Genomic DNA, 16,012 nt, shown 5'->3' with positions numbered 1-16,012 from the left:
AGAATACGCGCAGTTTCCTGTATCCACCATCTTCTAACCGGGCGCCACCAGAGAGACTGATTTGACTATCATTTTCCGTTACCTCATTCGCCAGATCATGGTGAGCATGTTCGCCGTTTCCGGCATCCTGTTGCTGGTTTTCATGAGTGGCCGGTTCATCAAGTATTTAGGCAGTGCCGCGGAGGGCGAAATTGCTGCGGGTGTTTTGTTTGCCATCATGGGTTACCGGTTTCCGGGCTTTCTTGAGCTGATTCTGCCGTTGGGCTTGTTTATTGGCATTTTGCTGGCTTACGGCCGCATGTATCTGGAAAGCGAGATGACGGTGCTGTTTGCCTGTGGCGTGAGCGAACGTCAGTTGCTGGCGAAAACTCTGCTCGGCGCTTTGCCGGTAATGTTCGTGGTTGGTGCAATGAGCCTGTACGTATCGCCTTGGGGGATGAAACAGGTCGAGCAGATTTTCAATGAGCAGCGTAAGGCCACTGAGTTTGAGATGCTGGCACCGGGCCGGTTTCAGGATTTCACCTCGGGCACCCGGGTTACCTATACCGAAGCTCTGAGCGACGACAAGCGTCAGCTGCAAGGCGTGTTTATTGCGGAATACGGCCGGGATGGAGAAGGCATAACTCTGATTACGGCAGAGACCGGCTCGCAGCTGATCGATGAGGAAACCGGTAGCCGGTTTTTGATTCTTGAAGATGGCGGGCGCTTTCAAGGGGTACCTGGTCAGCTCGATCACAACGTGACGCTCTTTGAAGCCTACGGTTTGAAAATTCAGAGTGGTGAAGCCGGTACGAAAGAGCTGGAAGAAGGTATTTCAACGCTCGACCTCTGGTACTCGGATGATCCCGAAGATCGTGCATTGCTGCATTGGCGTATTTCCCTGCCGTTGATTGTTCCTATTATTACTCTGCTTGCGGTGCGCCTGAGTCGGGTTAACCCGCGGCAGGGCCGTTTCTTCCATTTGCTCCCTGCGATGTTGGTGTATATCACTTACCTCGGGCTGCTGATTGTTGCGCGGGATGCGCTGGCTGATGGCAAGGTGCCGGAGTGGCTGGGCATGCTTTGGGTTCATGCACTGTTCCTGTCACTGGGCTTGTGGCTGCAATTTGGCCCTGCTTGGTTGAACCGTCGCCGTCTTGAAAAGGAGGCGAATGCCCATGCGTAAGATCGACAATTACGTAATGAGTACCGTGGGCGGTGCCATGTTCCTTGTGATGGTGGTGGTGCTGTCACTGGATTTGATTTTCGCGTTCATCGCCGAGCTTGAAGATACCCGTAATGGTTACCAAACCATGGAAGCGCTTTGGTACGTAGCGCTGACGCTGCCTCGCCGTATTTATGACTACCTGCCTTTGGGTGCGTTTATGGGGTGTCTGGTGGGGCTGGGAACCATGGCCAGTTCGTCTGAATTGACGGTTATACGTGCTGCGGGTGTGTCATTGAAGCGCATCGTGTGGTCGGCGATGAAACCGGCACTGATCGTGGTTCTGCTGGGTGTGTTCATTGGCGAATATGTGGCTCCGACCACTGAGCGCATCGCTCAGAGTGATAAAGCTGTAGCGCTGGGTGCTGGCAAGAATGTGGCTGAAGCCCACGGGGTTTGGCACCGGGAAGGTAACACCTTTATGCACCTGAACGCGGTGCAGCCAGATGGTGTCTTGGTGGGCGTTTCCCTATTCGAGTTTGATGATGAGCGGCAGTTGGCTCAATCGAGCTTCGCAGAGAAGGCGGCTTTCCGAGGCGATCACTGGATTCTAGAAAATGTAGTCACAACTCGTATGGAAGATGAGCGTACGGTGCGCGATGAGCAAGCGTCACTGCGTTGGGATACTGGCTTGTCACCGGAAGTGCTGAGCGTGTTGATTGTGAAGCCTGAAAATCTTTCAATGACGGGCTTGTTCACCTACGCCCGTTATTTGGGTGAGCAAGGACTGACTGCCGCACATTACTGGTTGGCGTTCTGGAAAAAAGCGTTGATGCCCTTAGGAACTGCAGTAATGGTGCTGGTGGCGATCTCGTTTGTTTTCGGTCCGCTTCGCTCAGTCACCATGGGTTTTCGGGTGTTTACCGGCTTGCTGGTGGGGCTGCTGTTTAAGTATATGCAGGATCTGCTGGGGCCGATGAGTATGGTTTACGGGTTCAACCCGATGATTGCGGTGCTGGCGCCGATACTCATTAATGCTGCGGTGGGAGTGGTGTTAATGAGAAGGGCCGGCTAGGCCGGCCTGAAGCCCGATTATTTCTTGGCGGGTTTTGGTAGTGCCACAACCACGCTGTTGGAAATGCGGTCGGTAACCGACAGACCGTTGATCGGGTAAAACAGCGCGATGATGGCCGGTACGGTGAGCAGCAATGTGACCGCGCCGAGATAATGACCGCCGAGCATTGCCAGGAAAACCACGGCGGAGGCCGTTCCGTAGCGGAGCAGTGATTGGGTCCAGCTCACCGATGTGCCGTCAAGATTTTCGATGCGTACCCGCCAAACCTGCATGCCCAGCGTCTGGCCGGCGCGAGTCCAAAAATAAGCAAAGAATAGATATAGAACAAGGAACAGGGCAAACGTTAGTCCGGGGTCTCCGGATAACTGGCCTGCTTCCGCCATTTGTTCGTAGGTATCCCAGCCTGTAATCCAGCCGGCAACCATGGTGTAGGCCCAAGTGGCTACTAATAACACGGCAATGCTGATCAAGCCGTCGTAGATAATGGCCAATGCCCGCTTTAATGCTGTGGCTGGCGGTAGTAGTTCCTCGGCGTCGTGGAAGCGGCGGGGCATGGGGTCTCCTATGAGGTTTCACGTTTTTCATGTTCTCGGCGTGTGCTAGAGTAGCGGATTTGCACACGCATGTAAGTATTCGTATTTCAATCGCGGACCTGCCGGCTATTCGGCGGGTTTCTGGAAAGGTATCAAAGGGCTATGAAAACCGCAGAGTTGCGACAGACGTTCCTCGATTATTTCAAACAGCAAGGTCACGCCATTGTTCCAAGCAGTTCGCTGGTTCCAGCGGACGATCCAACACTGCTGTTTACCAACGCGGGTATGAACCAGTTCAAGGATACCTTCCTTGGTCGGGAAGAGCGCGACTACACCCGAGCGACTTCTACCCAGAAGTGTGTACGCGCTGGCGGCAAGCACAACGACTTGGAAAACGTGGGCTATACCGCACGTCACCACACCTTTTTCGAAATGCTGGGCAACTTCAGCTTTGGTGATTACTTCAAGCGTGAAGCCATCAATTTTGCCTGGACCTTTCTGACCGGTGAGAAGTGGTTGAACCTGCCGACTGAGAAGTTGTGGGTGACGGTTTACGCGGAAGACGATGAAGCCTTCGATATCTGGAATAAAGAAGTGGGCGTTCCTGCCGAGCGTATTGTTCGTATTGGTGACAACAAAGGCGGCCGCTACGCGTCAGATAACTTCTGGCAGATGGGCGATACCGGTCCTTGCGGCCCTTGCACAGAAATCTTCTTTGATCACGGTCCGGATGTGGCCGGTGGCCCTCCAGGTAGCCCGGAAGAAGACGGTGACCGTTACATCGAAATCTGGAACGTGGTGTTCATGCAGTACAACCGTACTGCCGATGGCGAAATGCTGAACCTGCCCAAGCCTTCCGTGGATACCGGTATGGGCCTTGAGCGCATCGCGGCGGTGTTGCAGGGTGTGCACAGCAACTACGAAATTGATCTGTTCCAGGATCTGCTGAAAGCAGCCTCTGAAATTCTCGGTGGTGCAGCAACGACCGAAGCCTCTCTGCGTGTTGTGGCGGACCACATTCGCTCCTGCTCGTTCCTGATTGCAGATGGCGTTATGCCATCCAATGAAGGGCGAGGTTTTGTGCTGCGCCGGATCATTCGACGCGCTGCTCGCCATGGTAACAAGTTGGGTGCGAACGGGCCCTTCTTCCATAAGTTGGCCAAGCCTCTGGCGGACTTGATGGGCGAAGCCTTCCCGCAACTGGTCAGCAGTCTCAAGCAGATCGAGAAGGTGCTGCTGCAGGAAGAAGAACAGTTTGCCAAAACGCTGGATAAAGGCCTGCGCTTGCTTGAGCAAGACATTGCCGAGCTGAAAGGTAATGAGATTCCTGGTGAAACCGTTTTCACGCTTTATGACACCTACGGTTTCCCGGTAGACCTGACCAACGACATCGCTCGTGAGCGTGGTTTGACTCTGGACTACGCCGGATATGAAAAGGCGATGGAAGCTCAGCGCGAACGCGCCCGGGCGGCCAGTAAGTTCGGCATTGATTACAACGCGGAAGGCCTCAGCATTGGGGGCGAAACCGAGTTCACCGGTTACGACCATATCGACGGCAAAGAGCGCGTGCGCGTGGTGCTGGTTAATGGTGAAGAGCGTAAGGCAGTGGCGGGTGACGACTGTGTGGTCGTGCTTGAGCGTACACCGTTCTACGCCGAATCGGGTGGTCAGGTGGGTGATACCGGGCTGCTGACTTGGAATGGCGGTCGCTTTGAGGTGGCGGATACCCGTAAAGACGGGGATAACCACTTGCACGTGGGCACGCTGATCGAAGGCGAGCTAACTGCTGGGCAAGAGGTAGATGCGCGCATCGATCACGAGCGCCGTGAGCGCACCAAACGCAACCACTCCGCTACGCACTTGCTGCACGCGGCTTTGCGCAAGGTTTTGGGTGAGCATGTAAACCAGAAGGGCTCACTGGTTGATCCTGACAAGCTGCGTTTCGACTTTTCCCATTTTGAAGCGGTTACCCCTGATCAGCTCAAAGAAATTGAGCGTCAGGTGAACGAGCAGGTGCTTCAGAATACGCCGGTTGAAATAGACGTCACAGACATGGAAACCGCGCAGGAAAAAGGGGCCATGGCTCTGTTTGGCGAGAAATACGGTGATGTGGTCCGTGTACTGAGTATGGGTTCTGATCGCTATTCTGTGGAACTTTGTGGCGGTACGCACGTGTCTCGTACGGGTGATATCGGCATGATGCGGATCACTTCCGAAAGCGGCATCTCATCCGGTGTTCGTCGTATTGAGGCAGTCACTGGTTTTGGTGCGTTGGCGTGGGTAGATGAAACCGTGAACACCCTGCGAGAAACCGCCAAGCTGGTAAAGGCGACTCGGGAAACTGTGGTGGACAAGGTTCAGCAAACGCTTGATCGCAATCGTCAGCTGGAAAAAGAACTCACCGCGATGAAAGCGAAACTGGCCAGCTCTGCCGGTAGTGATCTGGCTGCTTCTGCTGTGCAAGTGGGCGACCTCAAAGTCGTTGCGGCTCAGATGGAAGGTGCTGATCGCAAAGCTCTGATGGAAACAGCCGATCAGCTGAAGAACAAGCTGGGTGAAGGCGTGGTTGTTTTGGCCACCGTTGAAGACGGCAAGGTTGTTCTGGTTGCTGGTGTTACCAAGTCCGCTACGGGCAAGCTAAAAGCCGGTGATTTGATGAAGCACCTGTGTGCTCAGGTTGACGGAAAAGGTGGCGGTCGCCCGGACATGGCTCAGGGTGGTGGTAACGATGCATCGAAGCTGGCGGAAGCTCTGGCGGGCGTACCTGCCTGGGTAGAAGGAAATATCCAGTAATTCGCTGTTTTCCAAAGCGGGCTCGGGTTTATAATCCGCCCGCTTAATACGGTGGCGGGGCCAGATGGCTTCGCTTTGGGTCCCCGGTTCGGAGTTTGGTAAAACATGGCTCTGTTGGTTCAAAAATTTGGTGGTACATCCGTCGGGACAACCGAGCGGATTGAGGCGGTAGCCGACAAGGTCTGTCGGTTCCGTAGTGAAGGGCATGATGTCGTGGTCGTGGTCTCGGCAATGAGTGGCGAGACGAATCGTCTGATTGCGTTGGCCAATGACATTATGGAAGAACCTACGCCGCGGGAAATGGATGTGCTGGTTTCTACCGGTGAGCAGGTCACGATTGCCCTGCTGTCCATGGCGCTTCAAAAGCGTGGCTGCGATGCTCGTTCTTATACGGGGGGTCAGGTTCGAATTTTGACTGACAACAGCCACAATAAAGCTCGAATCAGAGACATCGATGCACACCGCATGCAGGAAGATCTGGATGCGGGCCGCGTGATCGTGGTGGCAGGGTTCCAAGGTGTGGACGAGCACGGAAACATCACTACGCTTGGCCGTGGTGGTTCCGACACGACCGCCGTTGCACTGGCTGCAGCGTTGAAGGCGGACGAGTGCCAGATCTACACCGATGTAGACGGTGTTTATACGACCGATCCGCGAGTTGTAGACAGCGCGCGCCGCTTGGATCGTATTACATTTGAAGAAATGCTCGAAATGGCGAGTCTGGGTTCAAAGGTTCTCCAGATCCGTGCCGTCGAGTTTGCAGGTAAATACAACGTTCCGTTAAGGGTGCTTTCTAGCTTCGAAGAAGGCGAAGGAACCCTGATCACTTTTGAGGATGATACAGCCATGGAACAACCGGTTGTTTCCGGCATTGCTTTTAATCGTGACGAAGCCAAGCTGACTATTTCCGGCGTGCCGGATACTCCAGGTAGTGCTCTGAGTATTCTGAAGCCAATCAGCGATGCCAACATCGAAGTCGACATGATTGTTCAAAACGTTGGTCAGGATAATAAGACTGCTTTCACGTTTACCGTGAATCGTCCTGATTTGAAGCGCGCTCAAGACATCTTGCGCCGCATCTCCGCGGACATCGGTGCTGGAGAAATCGTCGGTGACAGCAAGATCGCCAAAGTCAGCATCGTTGGTGTTGGTATGCGTTCCCATGCGGGCGTTGCCACTCAGATGTTTGAAGCGCTGTCGAAAGAAGGCATTAACATTCAGATGATCTCCACATCCGAAATTAAAGTTTCGGTGGTGATCGATGAAAAGTATCTCGAGTTGGCCGTTCGCGCACTGCACAGCACGTTCGGGCTGGAAAGCGTCGGGGTAGATGAGAACGCTTAAAAGCAGGATGCTGAAGCGTGCATCTCTGGATCATTGACTATTTCTATCAAAAACTATTTTGGCATAAGTGTTATTGCGTCTATAGTTTGATAGGTGATCCCATTATAAAAGCAATAAGTAAAAAGTAGTGACAGTCGGAACAGGTAGCTTTGCAATAGGGAGTATGGAACATGCTTATTTTAACTCGCCGTGTTGGCGAAACTCTAATGATCGGCGACGAAGTAACCGTCACCGTTCTGGGAGTGAAGGGGAATCAGGTTCGTATTGGGGTGAATGCTCCTAAAGACGTAGCGGTTCACCGTGAAGAAATCTATCAGCGCATTCAGTCTGAAAAAGGTTCCGATGAGCCAGAACCGGGCAATAGTTGATCAGATAGAAAGCCGTTCAGGGGTAACTTGAGCGGCTTTTTTAATTTTAGTGCAAATCGATTAGAAAAATTTCGTGTCAACCCTATGAAAACAGAAAAGTTGTGGTAGTATACGCACCGTTCTCAAGGAGAGGTGGGTGAGTGGCTGAAACCAGTTCCCTGCTAAGGAACCGTACGAGAAATCGTACCGAGGGTTCGAATCCCTCCCTCTCCGCCATTTTCTCTTAGGAGAGTGAGAGCAGGTTGAAGTTGCTTTCAACCATATGCGACTAGATGTGCGGCTGTAGCTCAGCTGGATAGAGTACCTGGCTACGAACCAGGCGGTCGGAGGTTCGAATCCTCCCAGCCGCGCCATTTTTCGCAAACAAGTTTTTAGCGGCTGTAGCTCAGCTGGATAGAGTACCTGGCTACGAACCAGGCGGTCGGAGGTTCGAATCCTCCCAGCCGCGCCATTATTAAGTTGTTGAGAGACAACTAGAAACCCAGCCTAAGTGCTGGGTTTTTTTATGTCTGAAATTTATCTATCTGCCTCAGAGGCGTTAGTTGCCAATGACTTCGTCTGTTATATAATGCGGGCATGAATAATCCCATCACTAATCGTCGCGGACGAAAAACAAGTAAGCGCCAGTTGGCCGATGGCGAATACACCATCGACGATCTCGCGCGCCTTGGCAGTACCACAGTGCGCAATATCCGCGCCTACCAAGACCGGGGAATTCTCGAGCCTCCTGAAAAGCGCGGACGTTTGGGCATATATTTTGATTCGCATGCTGCTCGGCTCGATATTATTAATAACCTGCTAGATCGTGGGTACTCCATTGATAATATTCGCGAATTGCTTGCGGCATGGACCGACGGACGTAATTTAGAGGACATCTTGGGCTTGGAGAAAGCGATCACGCTTGCTTTCTCATCTGAATCGCCCCGGGAATACAGCCTTGCTGATCTCCTTAAAATGTTCGGTCTCAAGAGTGGCAGCAAAGGCATGATTGATGACGCGGTGAAGTTGGGCTTAATAGAGCGCAAGCGAACCAAATTTGTGGCTCCGAGTCCGAGGCTTATTGAGGCAGGTGCTCAGCTGGTCAAGCTGGGGATGTCCTTTGACGAAATCATCGATTTGTTGCGCCTTTTACGGGGTAATGTGCAGCGGGCAGCGGACGGCTTGGTGAAGATTGCTGTTGCCCGTTACGATGAATTTGGTGATGAGCTACCGCCGTCTGACACCATCCGCGAGCTTTCTCAGTTGATTTGGGAGCTTCGCCCACTTGCTCATCAAACCATTCGCGCTGAAGCTGAGCTTGCGCTTAACCGTTCACTGCGCAATTTCTTAGGAGATCGTCTCTCTGCTGTCATAGAAAATATGCAGGAAGAGCGGTAATGTTTGAAGGTCCCACTCGCCAGTTTCTTTAAGCATTTCATGTTTGTTTAAGCTGCAACGGCTTCCTCTCCGACATGCTGCTGCCGGGAGGAAGGTCAGAGGTGAAGTGTGTTTATTTCTGAGGCTTCACGCAGATGCGGCGGTTGCCTTCTTTTCAGATTGTTGCGTGGCGAGATAGGCGGGTGAGCCGTTCAAGTAGTTCAAGGCCAGTTCTGTTGACCCTTCTTCAGACGGGTTGTAGAGCGGTGATAGGAAGGATAGTTCTTTGAGGGTCAGCCAAGTCAGGCTTGGTAGGTGGCCCGTTTTAGCAGTACGGCTCCATTCACGCCAAATCCACGGCCGGAAAATGCTAGGTTGTTTTTTGGCGAAGCGTGAGTCCTGTTTCATCAGATGTGCTGCGCCGTCGGCCCAAATTCCGAAAATAAGAGGGAAGGTAATCAGCGCCAAATAAGAGCGAGATACATAGCTGCCGCCAAGGTGCTGATATAAATCAAAGGCCACACAACGGTGCTCAACCTCTTCAGCGCCGTGCCAGCGCAACAGATCGAGAAGCACCTCATCCGCACCAGCATCGTCCCACGTTTTGTTTTCCAGCGCGTACATACCAAGAACGCACGTCATGTGCTCGACAGCTGCTACTAAACCTAAGCGAAATACCAACCAGTGTTTTTCTAATCGTTTGGGAATTTTTTGTCCAAACGGGTTGTCAGCCAGAGCTACCTTGAACAGGCTATCCATGAAATCGGTATTTCGGGCCGTTTCTATATTGTGGTTTTGCAAGTATTCCTCGACGGCACCGCCATGAGCGCGTGCATGCATGGCTTCCTGTCGGATAAAGGCTTGCACGTCCTCTCGGAGTTTCTCATCGGTGATGTGCGGAAGAGCCTTATTAAAAAGTCGACAGAACCAATATTCTCCAGCGGGCAGGATCATATTGATTTGATTGATGAAGTGACTCGCAAACGGTTGCCCGGGAATCCATTCCAGCGGCGTGTCTGCCCAGTTGAATTCCACACGACGCGGAGTGAGAGAATGCCGGCTTGAAGAGCCTTTTTGCTGTTTTTGGAAGCGAGGCCAGTTTATCTTGCTGGCTTTCGAAGCAGTGATTGTTGCCATGGTTAATCTCCTGTTGTTGTTAAGCCAGCTCTAGCTTTGCCAGCCAGCGGCTCAGTGACGGAGAGGCCCGTCCGATGAGGTTCAGGCCGTATGCTTCCGGGCCAACCAGCACTTCATCTTGGTCATTTTCCAATGCCTTAATAATGCTGGATGAGACGGCTGCGGGGCTGAGGTTTCGACGGGCATACAATTTGGATGCCCGGTTTCGGTCTTCGCTTTCAGCTTCGGCGCTTTTGCCCACAAATCGTGTTCGATCGGTAATTCCGCTATTCACAATGCCCGGGCATATGGTGATCACTCTGACGCCGTGATGGGCCAGATCGGCTCGCATACAATCTGAAAGCATGCGAACAGCGGCCTTGGTGGTGGAGTAGGCGCTCATGGAGCGATTAGGTGAGAAAGCTGCTGCGGACGAGACGTTGATAATAACGCCATTGTTTTGAGCTTCGGCCATTTGTTTGCCGAAGAGCTGAGAACCGTGAATGACAGACCAGAGATTCACATTTAGAATTCGTCTCCAATCTGCGCGGCTGGTTTGTAAAAAGGGTCCAGCCATACCGATTCCAGCATTGTTAATCAGAATGTCGGGAATCTCTTCTTTTTTGGCTAGCTCGCGTGCGAGCTTGTCCCAGCTGCCGGCGTTTCCAACGTCCATGGTGTAGCTCTTAGCGCGTGCACCGAGGAGGGCTGCGAGTTCAGCAGTACGCTCAGCGGCATCAGCGTCAATGTCGATTGCGACGACATCTGCGCCAGCTTTAGCGAGTTCGAGCAGTGTCTCTCGCCCAATGCCATTTCCCGCTCCGGTCACAACCGCCAGTTTACCGCTGAATACTTTTCGCGCTCCCTGAACGCGGTGACGATCCAGTCCGGATGGTGCATCGCTATCGGCTGCGCCGGATTCAATGAAATCAACGAAGCGACAAATGCGATTCGCTACAACCTCAGGATGGCTAACCTGTATCCAGTGACCGCCATTGATTTCTTCGCGCCATAGTCGCGGAACCCATTTATGCAAGTCTTCAAATAGCATCGGGGTAACAAAGTTGTCTCGTTTTGGAACAAGAAGTTGTACTGGAAGTTGCGTGGCCTTCTCTTGTGGCGAGGTGATTCGCGGGATTACGTTCGCGCGGTATAGACGAACACCCATCGCGCCATCTTTTCGCTGACTGTCAAAAGGTGGGCAATCTTCGATACCTTCAACGTGCTGAAGCAAGCGGGGCCAAAGTTTGTCCAGTCCCGATTTCCATAACGTGGGTGCCAAGACCGGAAGGTGAAACGCAGCGATATACCACGAGTGAGCTACTTGTTTGGCTATTTTGTTAATTTGGGCCGGTTTTCCGCTTTTCAGGCCCTGTTTAAGCCAATAGCCGACATGGTCCAGGCTGGGGCCTGAGATTGAGGTGTATGACTTGATGCGCTCTTGAAGGTTGGGGTGAGTGACAAATTCCCAGCACTGTATTGAGCCCCAGTCATGGCCGACAAGGTGCACGGGCTTTTCGGGGCTAACTGCGTCGAGAACGGCGCGAAAATCAGCCGTTAGATGCTCGAGAGCATAGTCCTTGGTGCGCTGGGGGGCGTCGGATTTCCCCGCACCGCGAACGTCGTACACGGCGACATGAAAGCGCTTTGCAAGCTCGCCTATGGTGGCATCCCAAATGTGACTGCAATCGGGGTAACCGTGCACAAGTACGAGGGTCGTCTCGGCATTTTTGTTCCACTCGCGGACATGGAGGCGAAGCCCTTTATTCTCGATGAATTGGCTGCTTTCGTTCATGCTTTGGACTCTGCTGTTATTTATACATTGATTAATGTAACAGTAGGTGGTGGGTCGGTCAATAAGGCGAGGGTTTTGGATTGGTGCGTTTTGAGTTGTGCGGGCGGAAATTACGCTTGCTAAAAAAAAGCCCCGCATTGAGCGGGGCTGATGGTTGCCGTTACCACATTAAGTCATCGGGTATTTCGTAGCCGGCGTATGGGTCGTCATCACCTTGATCTTCTGCCGTGCGGTCGTGCAGAACCACGACCGCAGATTCGTCCCGTTCCATGATTTTGCGCGCCACGCCTTCTGCGACCAGCTCATATTCTCCGCTAACGAAAACAACGGCCAGTCGACCTCGTGACAGCTGATCCACCATCTGGTCATCGACAAAAATCTTTTTGATTTTTTTCTCGTGCACAAACTGGTAAGACGTTTCGCCACGGCTGCGATCCAGTCGGTTGGTTTCTACCAGCTGTCGAATTTGGGCCTGAACGGCTTTCTTGTCGGCTTGTTTCTTGCGCTCAAGGTTAAGTTGCCGGTCTCTTTCGGCCAGCTCTTGGCGCGCCTGGCGAGCCCGCTCTTCAACTTCATTGACTTGAGCGGTGCCCTTGGGCTGCTGTTTGCGTTGTTTGCGCTTCTCAGAGCGAATGGTGCGGGCCTTTTTTTCGTCGGCGAGCCCGGCTTTGAGTAATTGGTCCTGCAAAGACGCCATCAGTGACTCCGTAGATTCGTGATAAACTTAACCATATTGTCTCTAGTATACGCCGTCAGTGCGAACTCAATCACCCACGATTACTTACCCCACGGATTTTTCTATGTCTTCTTTTAAAGAGCTTGGCCTTTCTTCGACCATGCTGGCTAACCTTGAGCAGCTGGGCTTCACGCAGCCTACCGGCATTCAGGTGAAAGCTTTGCCGCCGGCTTTGGCAGGTAAGGATGTGATTGCCATGGCTCAAACCGGAAGTGGCAAAACGGCTGCTTTCGGCATCCCTTTGATCGAAAAGCTTCAGCCCAAGCGATTCTCGGTTCAGGCGCTGGTGCTTTGCCCGACGCGCGAGTTGGCGGATCAGGTCGCTAAAGCTCTGCGCGAGTTGGCGCGAGCCAAAGAGAACGTCAAAGTGCTGACGTTGTGCGGTGGTGTTTCCATCGGGCCTCAGATTGGTTCGCTCAGTCATGGGGCGCACATTATTGTTGGTACGCCGGGGCGGGTGGATGACCATCTGCGTAAAGGTACTTTGTCGCTGGAGAACCTGAATACGTTGGTTCTGGATGAAGCGGACCGCATGCTCGATATGGGTTTTGAAGATGTTGTGGCAGGCATTCTTGCGCAAACACCTTCTTCGCGGCAGACCTTGTTGTTCTCTGCGACTTGGCCTGCGCCTATTCGGACACTGAGTGAGCGCTTTCAGGTAGACCCGGAAGACGTTCGGATCGAGGTTAACGATTCTACGGCCTCGATTGAGGAAGTGTTCTATGAGATCGCGCCCGGTCAGGAAGTAGAGGCGGTCGCGGGTTTGCTGTCCCGATTCCAGCCGACGGCGAGTTTGGTGTTCTGCACAACCAAGCGGGACTGTGATGATCTTGCTGAGTCACTCCGGCAAATGGGCTTTGCGGCTTCTGCCTTGCATGGTGATCTGGAGCAGAGAGAGCGGGATAGCACCTTAGTGCAGTTTGCGAATCAGAGTTGCACGGTTTTGGTTGCCACTGATGTTGCGGCCCGTGGATTGGATATCAAAGGTTTGCCTTTGGTTATCAATGCGGAACCCGCTCGGGATCCGGAAGTTTACACGCACCGCATCGGGCGAACCGGGCGAGCCGGTGAGCAGGGGCATGCGGTCACTTTGTGTACGCCGAAACAGGGGCATAAGATCTCGCGACTGGAAAGTGCGCGAAACATGGCTGCAGAGTGGGGTGATACCGGGCAGCTGCTTGCTGAGCCTGTAAGGCCCGTTGTCCCGCCTATGAAAACCCTTTGCCTGGCAGGTGGGCGTAAAGAGAAGGTTCGTCGCGGTGATGTGCTGGGTGCCTTGACGGGCGAGGCCGGGATCCCGGGTTCGGCGGTCGGAAAAATTGATCTGTTTGATTTTCAGTGTTTCGTGGCGGTCGACGTCGCATGGGCTGGCAAGGCGCTTGCGCGACTTGAGCAAGGAAAAGTGAAGGGTCGGAAAATCCGGGTGCGTTATGTCTGAATAGGGTGGTGTTCCTGAGTGTTTAGAACCACTTTTCATCGTGCGCGCTCGGGAAATCCCTATAGAAAAATGTGCTTTTGGTTGCTCCATAACAATGAAACCGGTAAATTACGCAGGATTTTGCCTCCCGTTTTGATTTCGCGCGCCATTAGACGTTTGTCTAAAAGCGTGTGATAGAGGCGGGGAAATCACAAACCAATACAGGTAGCTGTTCACTATGAATGAGCTGATGTCACACGCCGTAGATTTGATGATCGCCGGTATGGGCTTTGTGTTCGCGTTTCTGGTTATTCTGGTATTCGCAACAGGCCTGATGTCGAAAATCATTCTGCGGCTTGCTCCGCCAGAGCCGGCAACCCCGGCTAGAACGCCACGTGCCAAGCCGAAGGCGCCAACGTCGGTTGACCCTGACACCGCCGAGGCAATTAAGAAGGCGATTGCACAATACCGGTCGCGCCACAAGAAGTGACCCGGGAACGGATTAGAACCTTTTAACAGAAGGCTGACACGATGACTGACACGAAAAAACCGCTGGGGATTACGGACGTAATTCTACGTGACGCCCACCAATCCCTGCTTGCCACCCGTATGCGGCTAGACGATATGCTGCCGATTGCCGAGAAACTCGACCAAGTCGGTTTCTGGTCTCTGGAATCTTGGGGTGGTGCTACCTTTGACTCCTGCATTCGTTACCTGGGCGAAGACCCATGGGAGCGTATCCGCGAACTGAAGAAAGTTATGCCTAACACGCCACAGCAGATGTTGCTGCGTGGCCAGAACCTTCTGGGCTACCGTCATTACGCGGATGACGTGGTAGAGCGTTTTGTAGATCGTGCTGCGGAAAACGGCGTAGATGTGTTCCGTATCTTCGATGCGATGAACGATCCTCGCAACCTGGCGACAGCTATCAAAGCGGTTCGTAAAACAGGTAAGCATGCTCAGGGCACCATTTCTTACACCACCAGCCCTGTGCACACTATTGATATGTGGGTTGAGTTGGCGAAAGAAGTCGCCGACATGGGTGCAGACTCTATCGCCATCAAAGACATGGCGGGTATCCTGAAGCCCTACGTTGCTTACGATCTGGTCAGCCGTCTGAAGAAAGAGTTGGATATTCCGATTCACATGCAGTGTCACGCCACGACTGGCATGTCTACTGCTACTGCCATCAAGGCCGCGGAAGCGGGTATCGACAATGTTGATACCGCGATTTCTTCCATGAGTATGACTTACGGACATTCGCCCACCGAAGCTGTGGTTGCGATTTTGGAAGGTACCGACCGTGATACCGGTCTGGATCTGAACCTGCTTGAAGAAATTGCGTCCTACTTCCGCGAAGTGCGTAAGAAATACGCGAAGTTTGAAGGTAGCCTGCGTGGTACTGATTCTCGCATCCTGATTGCTCAGGTTCCGGGTGGCATGTTGACCAACATGGAAAACCAGCTGCGTGAGCAGAACGCTACCGATAAGTTTGACGAAGTTCTTGCCGAGATTCCTAAAGTTCGCGAAGACTTGGGTTTCATCCCGCTGGTAACGCCTACTTCTCAGATTGTTGGTACGCAGGCTGTTCTGAACGTACTGACCGGTGAGCGCTACAAGTCTATCTCTAAAGAAACCTCTGCCATCCTGAAGGGCGAATACGGTTCTGCACCGGCTCCGTTCAACAAGGAACTGCAAGAGCGTGTTCTGGATGGTGCCGAAGCGATTACTTGCCGTCCGGCGGACAACATTGAGCCAGAAATGGACAAGTTGACTGCAGAGCTGAAAGGCCTGGCAGGCGAGAAGGGCATAAAGCTGGCTGATCAGGAAGTAGATGACGTTCTGACTTACGCCCTGTTCCCGCAGATTGGCCTGAAGTTCCTTGAGAACCGTGGCAACCCGGACGCCTTTGAGCCAGTACCAAGTGCCGACGACGTAGCTCCAGCCAAGAAATCTGAAGGCCCTGAGAACTACACCGTTGAGGTGAACGGCAAGAAGTACGTTGTTGCCGTTACCGAAGGCGGTGAGATCAGCCAGATCGAAGGTCAGGGCGGTTCTACTGCTGCACCTGCAGCTGCACCTGCACCTGCAGCTGCACCAGTAGCTGCTGGCGACGGTGAGCCTGTTGTTGCGCCGTTGAGTGGCAACATCTGGAAGATCTTGGTTTCTCCAGGAGACACGGTTGAAGAAGGTGATGTGCTGATCATTCTCGAAGCCATGAAAATGGAAACCGAGATTCGTGCATCCAAGGCCGGAACCATCGGTGAAGTCTTCATCAAAGTCGGTGATGCCGTCTCTGTTGATGATGAAATGCTGACAATCGCATAAAGGGCCA

General features: G+C 53.0%; 13 protein-coding genes and 3 tRNA genes. 12 read left to right on the top strand and 4 right to left on the bottom strand.

Annotated elements, in window-relative coordinates; translation table 11 throughout:
* Window positions 1–61 precede the first annotated feature (61 nt).
* Window positions 62–1,165, top strand: coding sequence for an LPS export ABC transporter permease LptF (gene lptF, locus ACNQ6O_RS06755; RefSeq protein WP_418052473.1), 1,104 nt, complete (start codon window positions 62–64; stop codon window positions 1,163–1,165).
* Entirely contained in the window at window positions 1,158–2,219 is a 1,062-nt protein-coding gene (lptG, locus tag ACNQ6O_RS06750; RefSeq protein ID WP_418052472.1) for an LPS export ABC transporter permease LptG, read from the top strand. Before lptF ends, lptG begins: the two co-directional genes overlap by 8 nt.
* Before the next feature lie 17 nt (window positions 2,220–2,236).
* Here the strand turns inward: lptG and ACNQ6O_RS06745 are convergent, their stop codons facing one another.
* A complete protein-coding gene (locus ACNQ6O_RS06745; protein ID WP_418052471.1) occupies window positions 2,237–2,773 on the bottom strand; it encodes an RDD family protein in 537 nt (178 codons plus the stop codon).
* A gap of 141 nt (window positions 2,774–2,914) precedes the next feature.
* Between ACNQ6O_RS06745 and alaS the strand changes: the two genes are divergently transcribed.
* The 7 genes from alaS (at window position 2,915) to ACNQ6O_RS06710 (ending at window position 8,634) form a co-directional block, all read left to right on the top strand.
* Complete coding sequence (alaS, locus tag ACNQ6O_RS06740; RefSeq protein ID WP_418052470.1) at window positions 2,915–5,545, top strand: alanine--tRNA ligase; 2,631 nt, start codon at window positions 2,915–2,917, stop codon at window positions 5,543–5,545.
* Between the two features lie 105 nt (window positions 5,546–5,650).
* On the top strand, window positions 5,651–6,889 hold the full coding sequence (locus ACNQ6O_RS06735) for an aspartate kinase (protein ID WP_418052469.1): 1,239 nt from the start codon (window positions 5,651–5,653) through the stop codon (window positions 6,887–6,889).
* A 170-nt stretch (window positions 6,890–7,059) separates the two neighbouring features.
* A complete protein-coding gene (csrA, locus tag ACNQ6O_RS06730; RefSeq protein WP_133005221.1) occupies window positions 7,060–7,257 on the top strand; it encodes a carbon storage regulator CsrA in 198 nt (65 codons plus the stop codon).
* 126 nt (window positions 7,258–7,383) lie between these two features.
* Window positions 7,384–7,473 (top strand) — tRNA-Ser (locus ACNQ6O_RS06725).
* 60 nt (window positions 7,474–7,533) lie between these two features.
* A tRNA-Arg gene (locus ACNQ6O_RS06720) sits at window positions 7,534–7,610 on the top strand.
* A 21-nt stretch (window positions 7,611–7,631) separates the two neighbouring features.
* Window positions 7,632–7,708, top strand: a tRNA-Arg gene (locus tag ACNQ6O_RS06715).
* Window positions 7,709–7,833: 125 nt separating this feature from the next.
* Entirely contained in the window at window positions 7,834–8,634 is an 801-nt protein-coding gene (locus ACNQ6O_RS06710) for a MerR family transcriptional regulator (protein ID WP_418052468.1), read from the top strand.
* A gap of 126 nt (window positions 8,635–8,760) precedes the next feature.
* Here ACNQ6O_RS06710 and ACNQ6O_RS06705 read toward each other — a convergent pair whose 3' ends face one another.
* The 3 genes from ACNQ6O_RS06705 to ACNQ6O_RS06695 all read right to left on the bottom strand — a co-directional run bounded on the left by ACNQ6O_RS06705 (window position 8,761) and on the right by ACNQ6O_RS06695 (window position 12,221).
* Window positions 8,761–9,750 carry a metal-dependent hydrolase gene (locus ACNQ6O_RS06705; protein ID WP_418052467.1) on the bottom strand — a complete coding sequence of 330 codons (990 nt, stop codon included), beginning with the start codon at window positions 9,748–9,750 and terminating at the stop codon, window positions 8,761–8,763.
* A gap of 19 nt (window positions 9,751–9,769) precedes the next feature.
* Window positions 9,770–11,524, bottom strand: coding sequence for an SDR family oxidoreductase (locus tag ACNQ6O_RS06700; protein ID WP_418052466.1), 1,755 nt, complete (start codon window positions 11,522–11,524; stop codon window positions 9,770–9,772).
* A gap of 160 nt (window positions 11,525–11,684) precedes the next feature.
* A complete protein-coding gene (locus ACNQ6O_RS06695) occupies window positions 11,685–12,221 on the bottom strand; it encodes a DUF2058 domain-containing protein (RefSeq protein ID WP_418052465.1) in 537 nt (178 codons plus the stop codon).
* Window positions 12,222–12,324: 103 nt separating this feature from the next.
* On the opposite strand from ACNQ6O_RS06695, the gene dbpA reads away from it, so the two are divergent.
* From dbpA to oadA, 3 genes are all read left to right on the top strand, one after another.
* Window positions 12,325–13,698: an ATP-dependent RNA helicase DbpA gene (gene dbpA / locus ACNQ6O_RS06690; protein ID WP_418052464.1), complete on the top strand. Its 1,374-nt coding sequence runs from the start codon at window positions 12,325–12,327 to the stop codon at window positions 13,696–13,698.
* Window positions 13,699–13,915: 217 nt separating this feature from the next.
* A complete protein-coding gene (locus ACNQ6O_RS06685) occupies window positions 13,916–14,167 on the top strand; it encodes an OadG family protein (protein WP_323752503.1) in 252 nt (83 codons plus the stop codon).
* Window positions 14,168–14,208: 41 nt separating this feature from the next.
* Entirely contained in the window at window positions 14,209–16,005 is a 1,797-nt protein-coding gene (gene oadA / locus ACNQ6O_RS06680; protein ID WP_418052463.1) for a sodium-extruding oxaloacetate decarboxylase subunit alpha, read from the top strand.
* Window positions 16,006–16,012 lie beyond the last annotated feature (7 nt).

This window comes from Marinobacter sp. SBS5 (genome assembly GCF_048285575.1).
Classification (GTDB): Bacteria; Pseudomonadota; Gammaproteobacteria; order Pseudomonadales; family Oleiphilaceae; genus Marinobacter.
The sequence above is the reverse complement of the archived record's forward strand: the minus strand, read 5'-3'. Positions and strand labels throughout refer to the sequence as shown.

Coding starts and splice junctions, on each gene's coding strand:
- lptG (WP_418052472.1), top strand. CDS start 1,158: ATGCGTAAGATCGACAATTACGTAATGAGTACCGTGGGCGGTGCCATG.
- ACNQ6O_RS06745 (WP_418052471.1), bottom strand. CDS start 2,773: ATGCCCCGCCGCTTCCACGACGCCGAGGAACTACTACCGCCAGCCACA.
- alaS (WP_418052470.1), top strand. CDS start 2,915: ATGAAAACCGCAGAGTTGCGACAGACGTTCCTCGATTATTTCAAACAG.
- ACNQ6O_RS06735 (WP_418052469.1), top strand. CDS start 5,651: ATGGCTCTGTTGGTTCAAAAATTTGGTGGTACATCCGTCGGGACAACC.
- csrA (WP_133005221.1), top strand. CDS start 7,060: ATGCTTATTTTAACTCGCCGTGTTGGCGAAACTCTAATGATCGGCGAC.
- ACNQ6O_RS06710 (WP_418052468.1), top strand. CDS start 7,834: ATGAATAATCCCATCACTAATCGTCGCGGACGAAAAACAAGTAAGCGC.
- ACNQ6O_RS06705 (WP_418052467.1), bottom strand. CDS start 9,750: ATGGCAACAATCACTGCTTCGAAAGCCAGCAAGATAAACTGGCCTCGC.
- ACNQ6O_RS06700 (WP_418052466.1), bottom strand. CDS start 11,524: ATGAACGAAAGCAGCCAATTCATCGAGAATAAAGGGCTTCGCCTCCAT.
- ACNQ6O_RS06695 (WP_418052465.1), bottom strand. CDS start 12,221: ATGGCGTCTTTGCAGGACCAATTACTCAAAGCCGGGCTCGCCGACGAA.
- dbpA (WP_418052464.1), top strand. CDS start 12,325: ATGTCTTCTTTTAAAGAGCTTGGCCTTTCTTCGACCATGCTGGCTAAC.
- ACNQ6O_RS06685 (WP_323752503.1), top strand. CDS start 13,916: ATGAATGAGCTGATGTCACACGCCGTAGATTTGATGATCGCCGGTATG.
- oadA (WP_418052463.1), top strand. CDS start 14,209: ATGACTGACACGAAAAAACCGCTGGGGATTACGGACGTAATTCTACGT.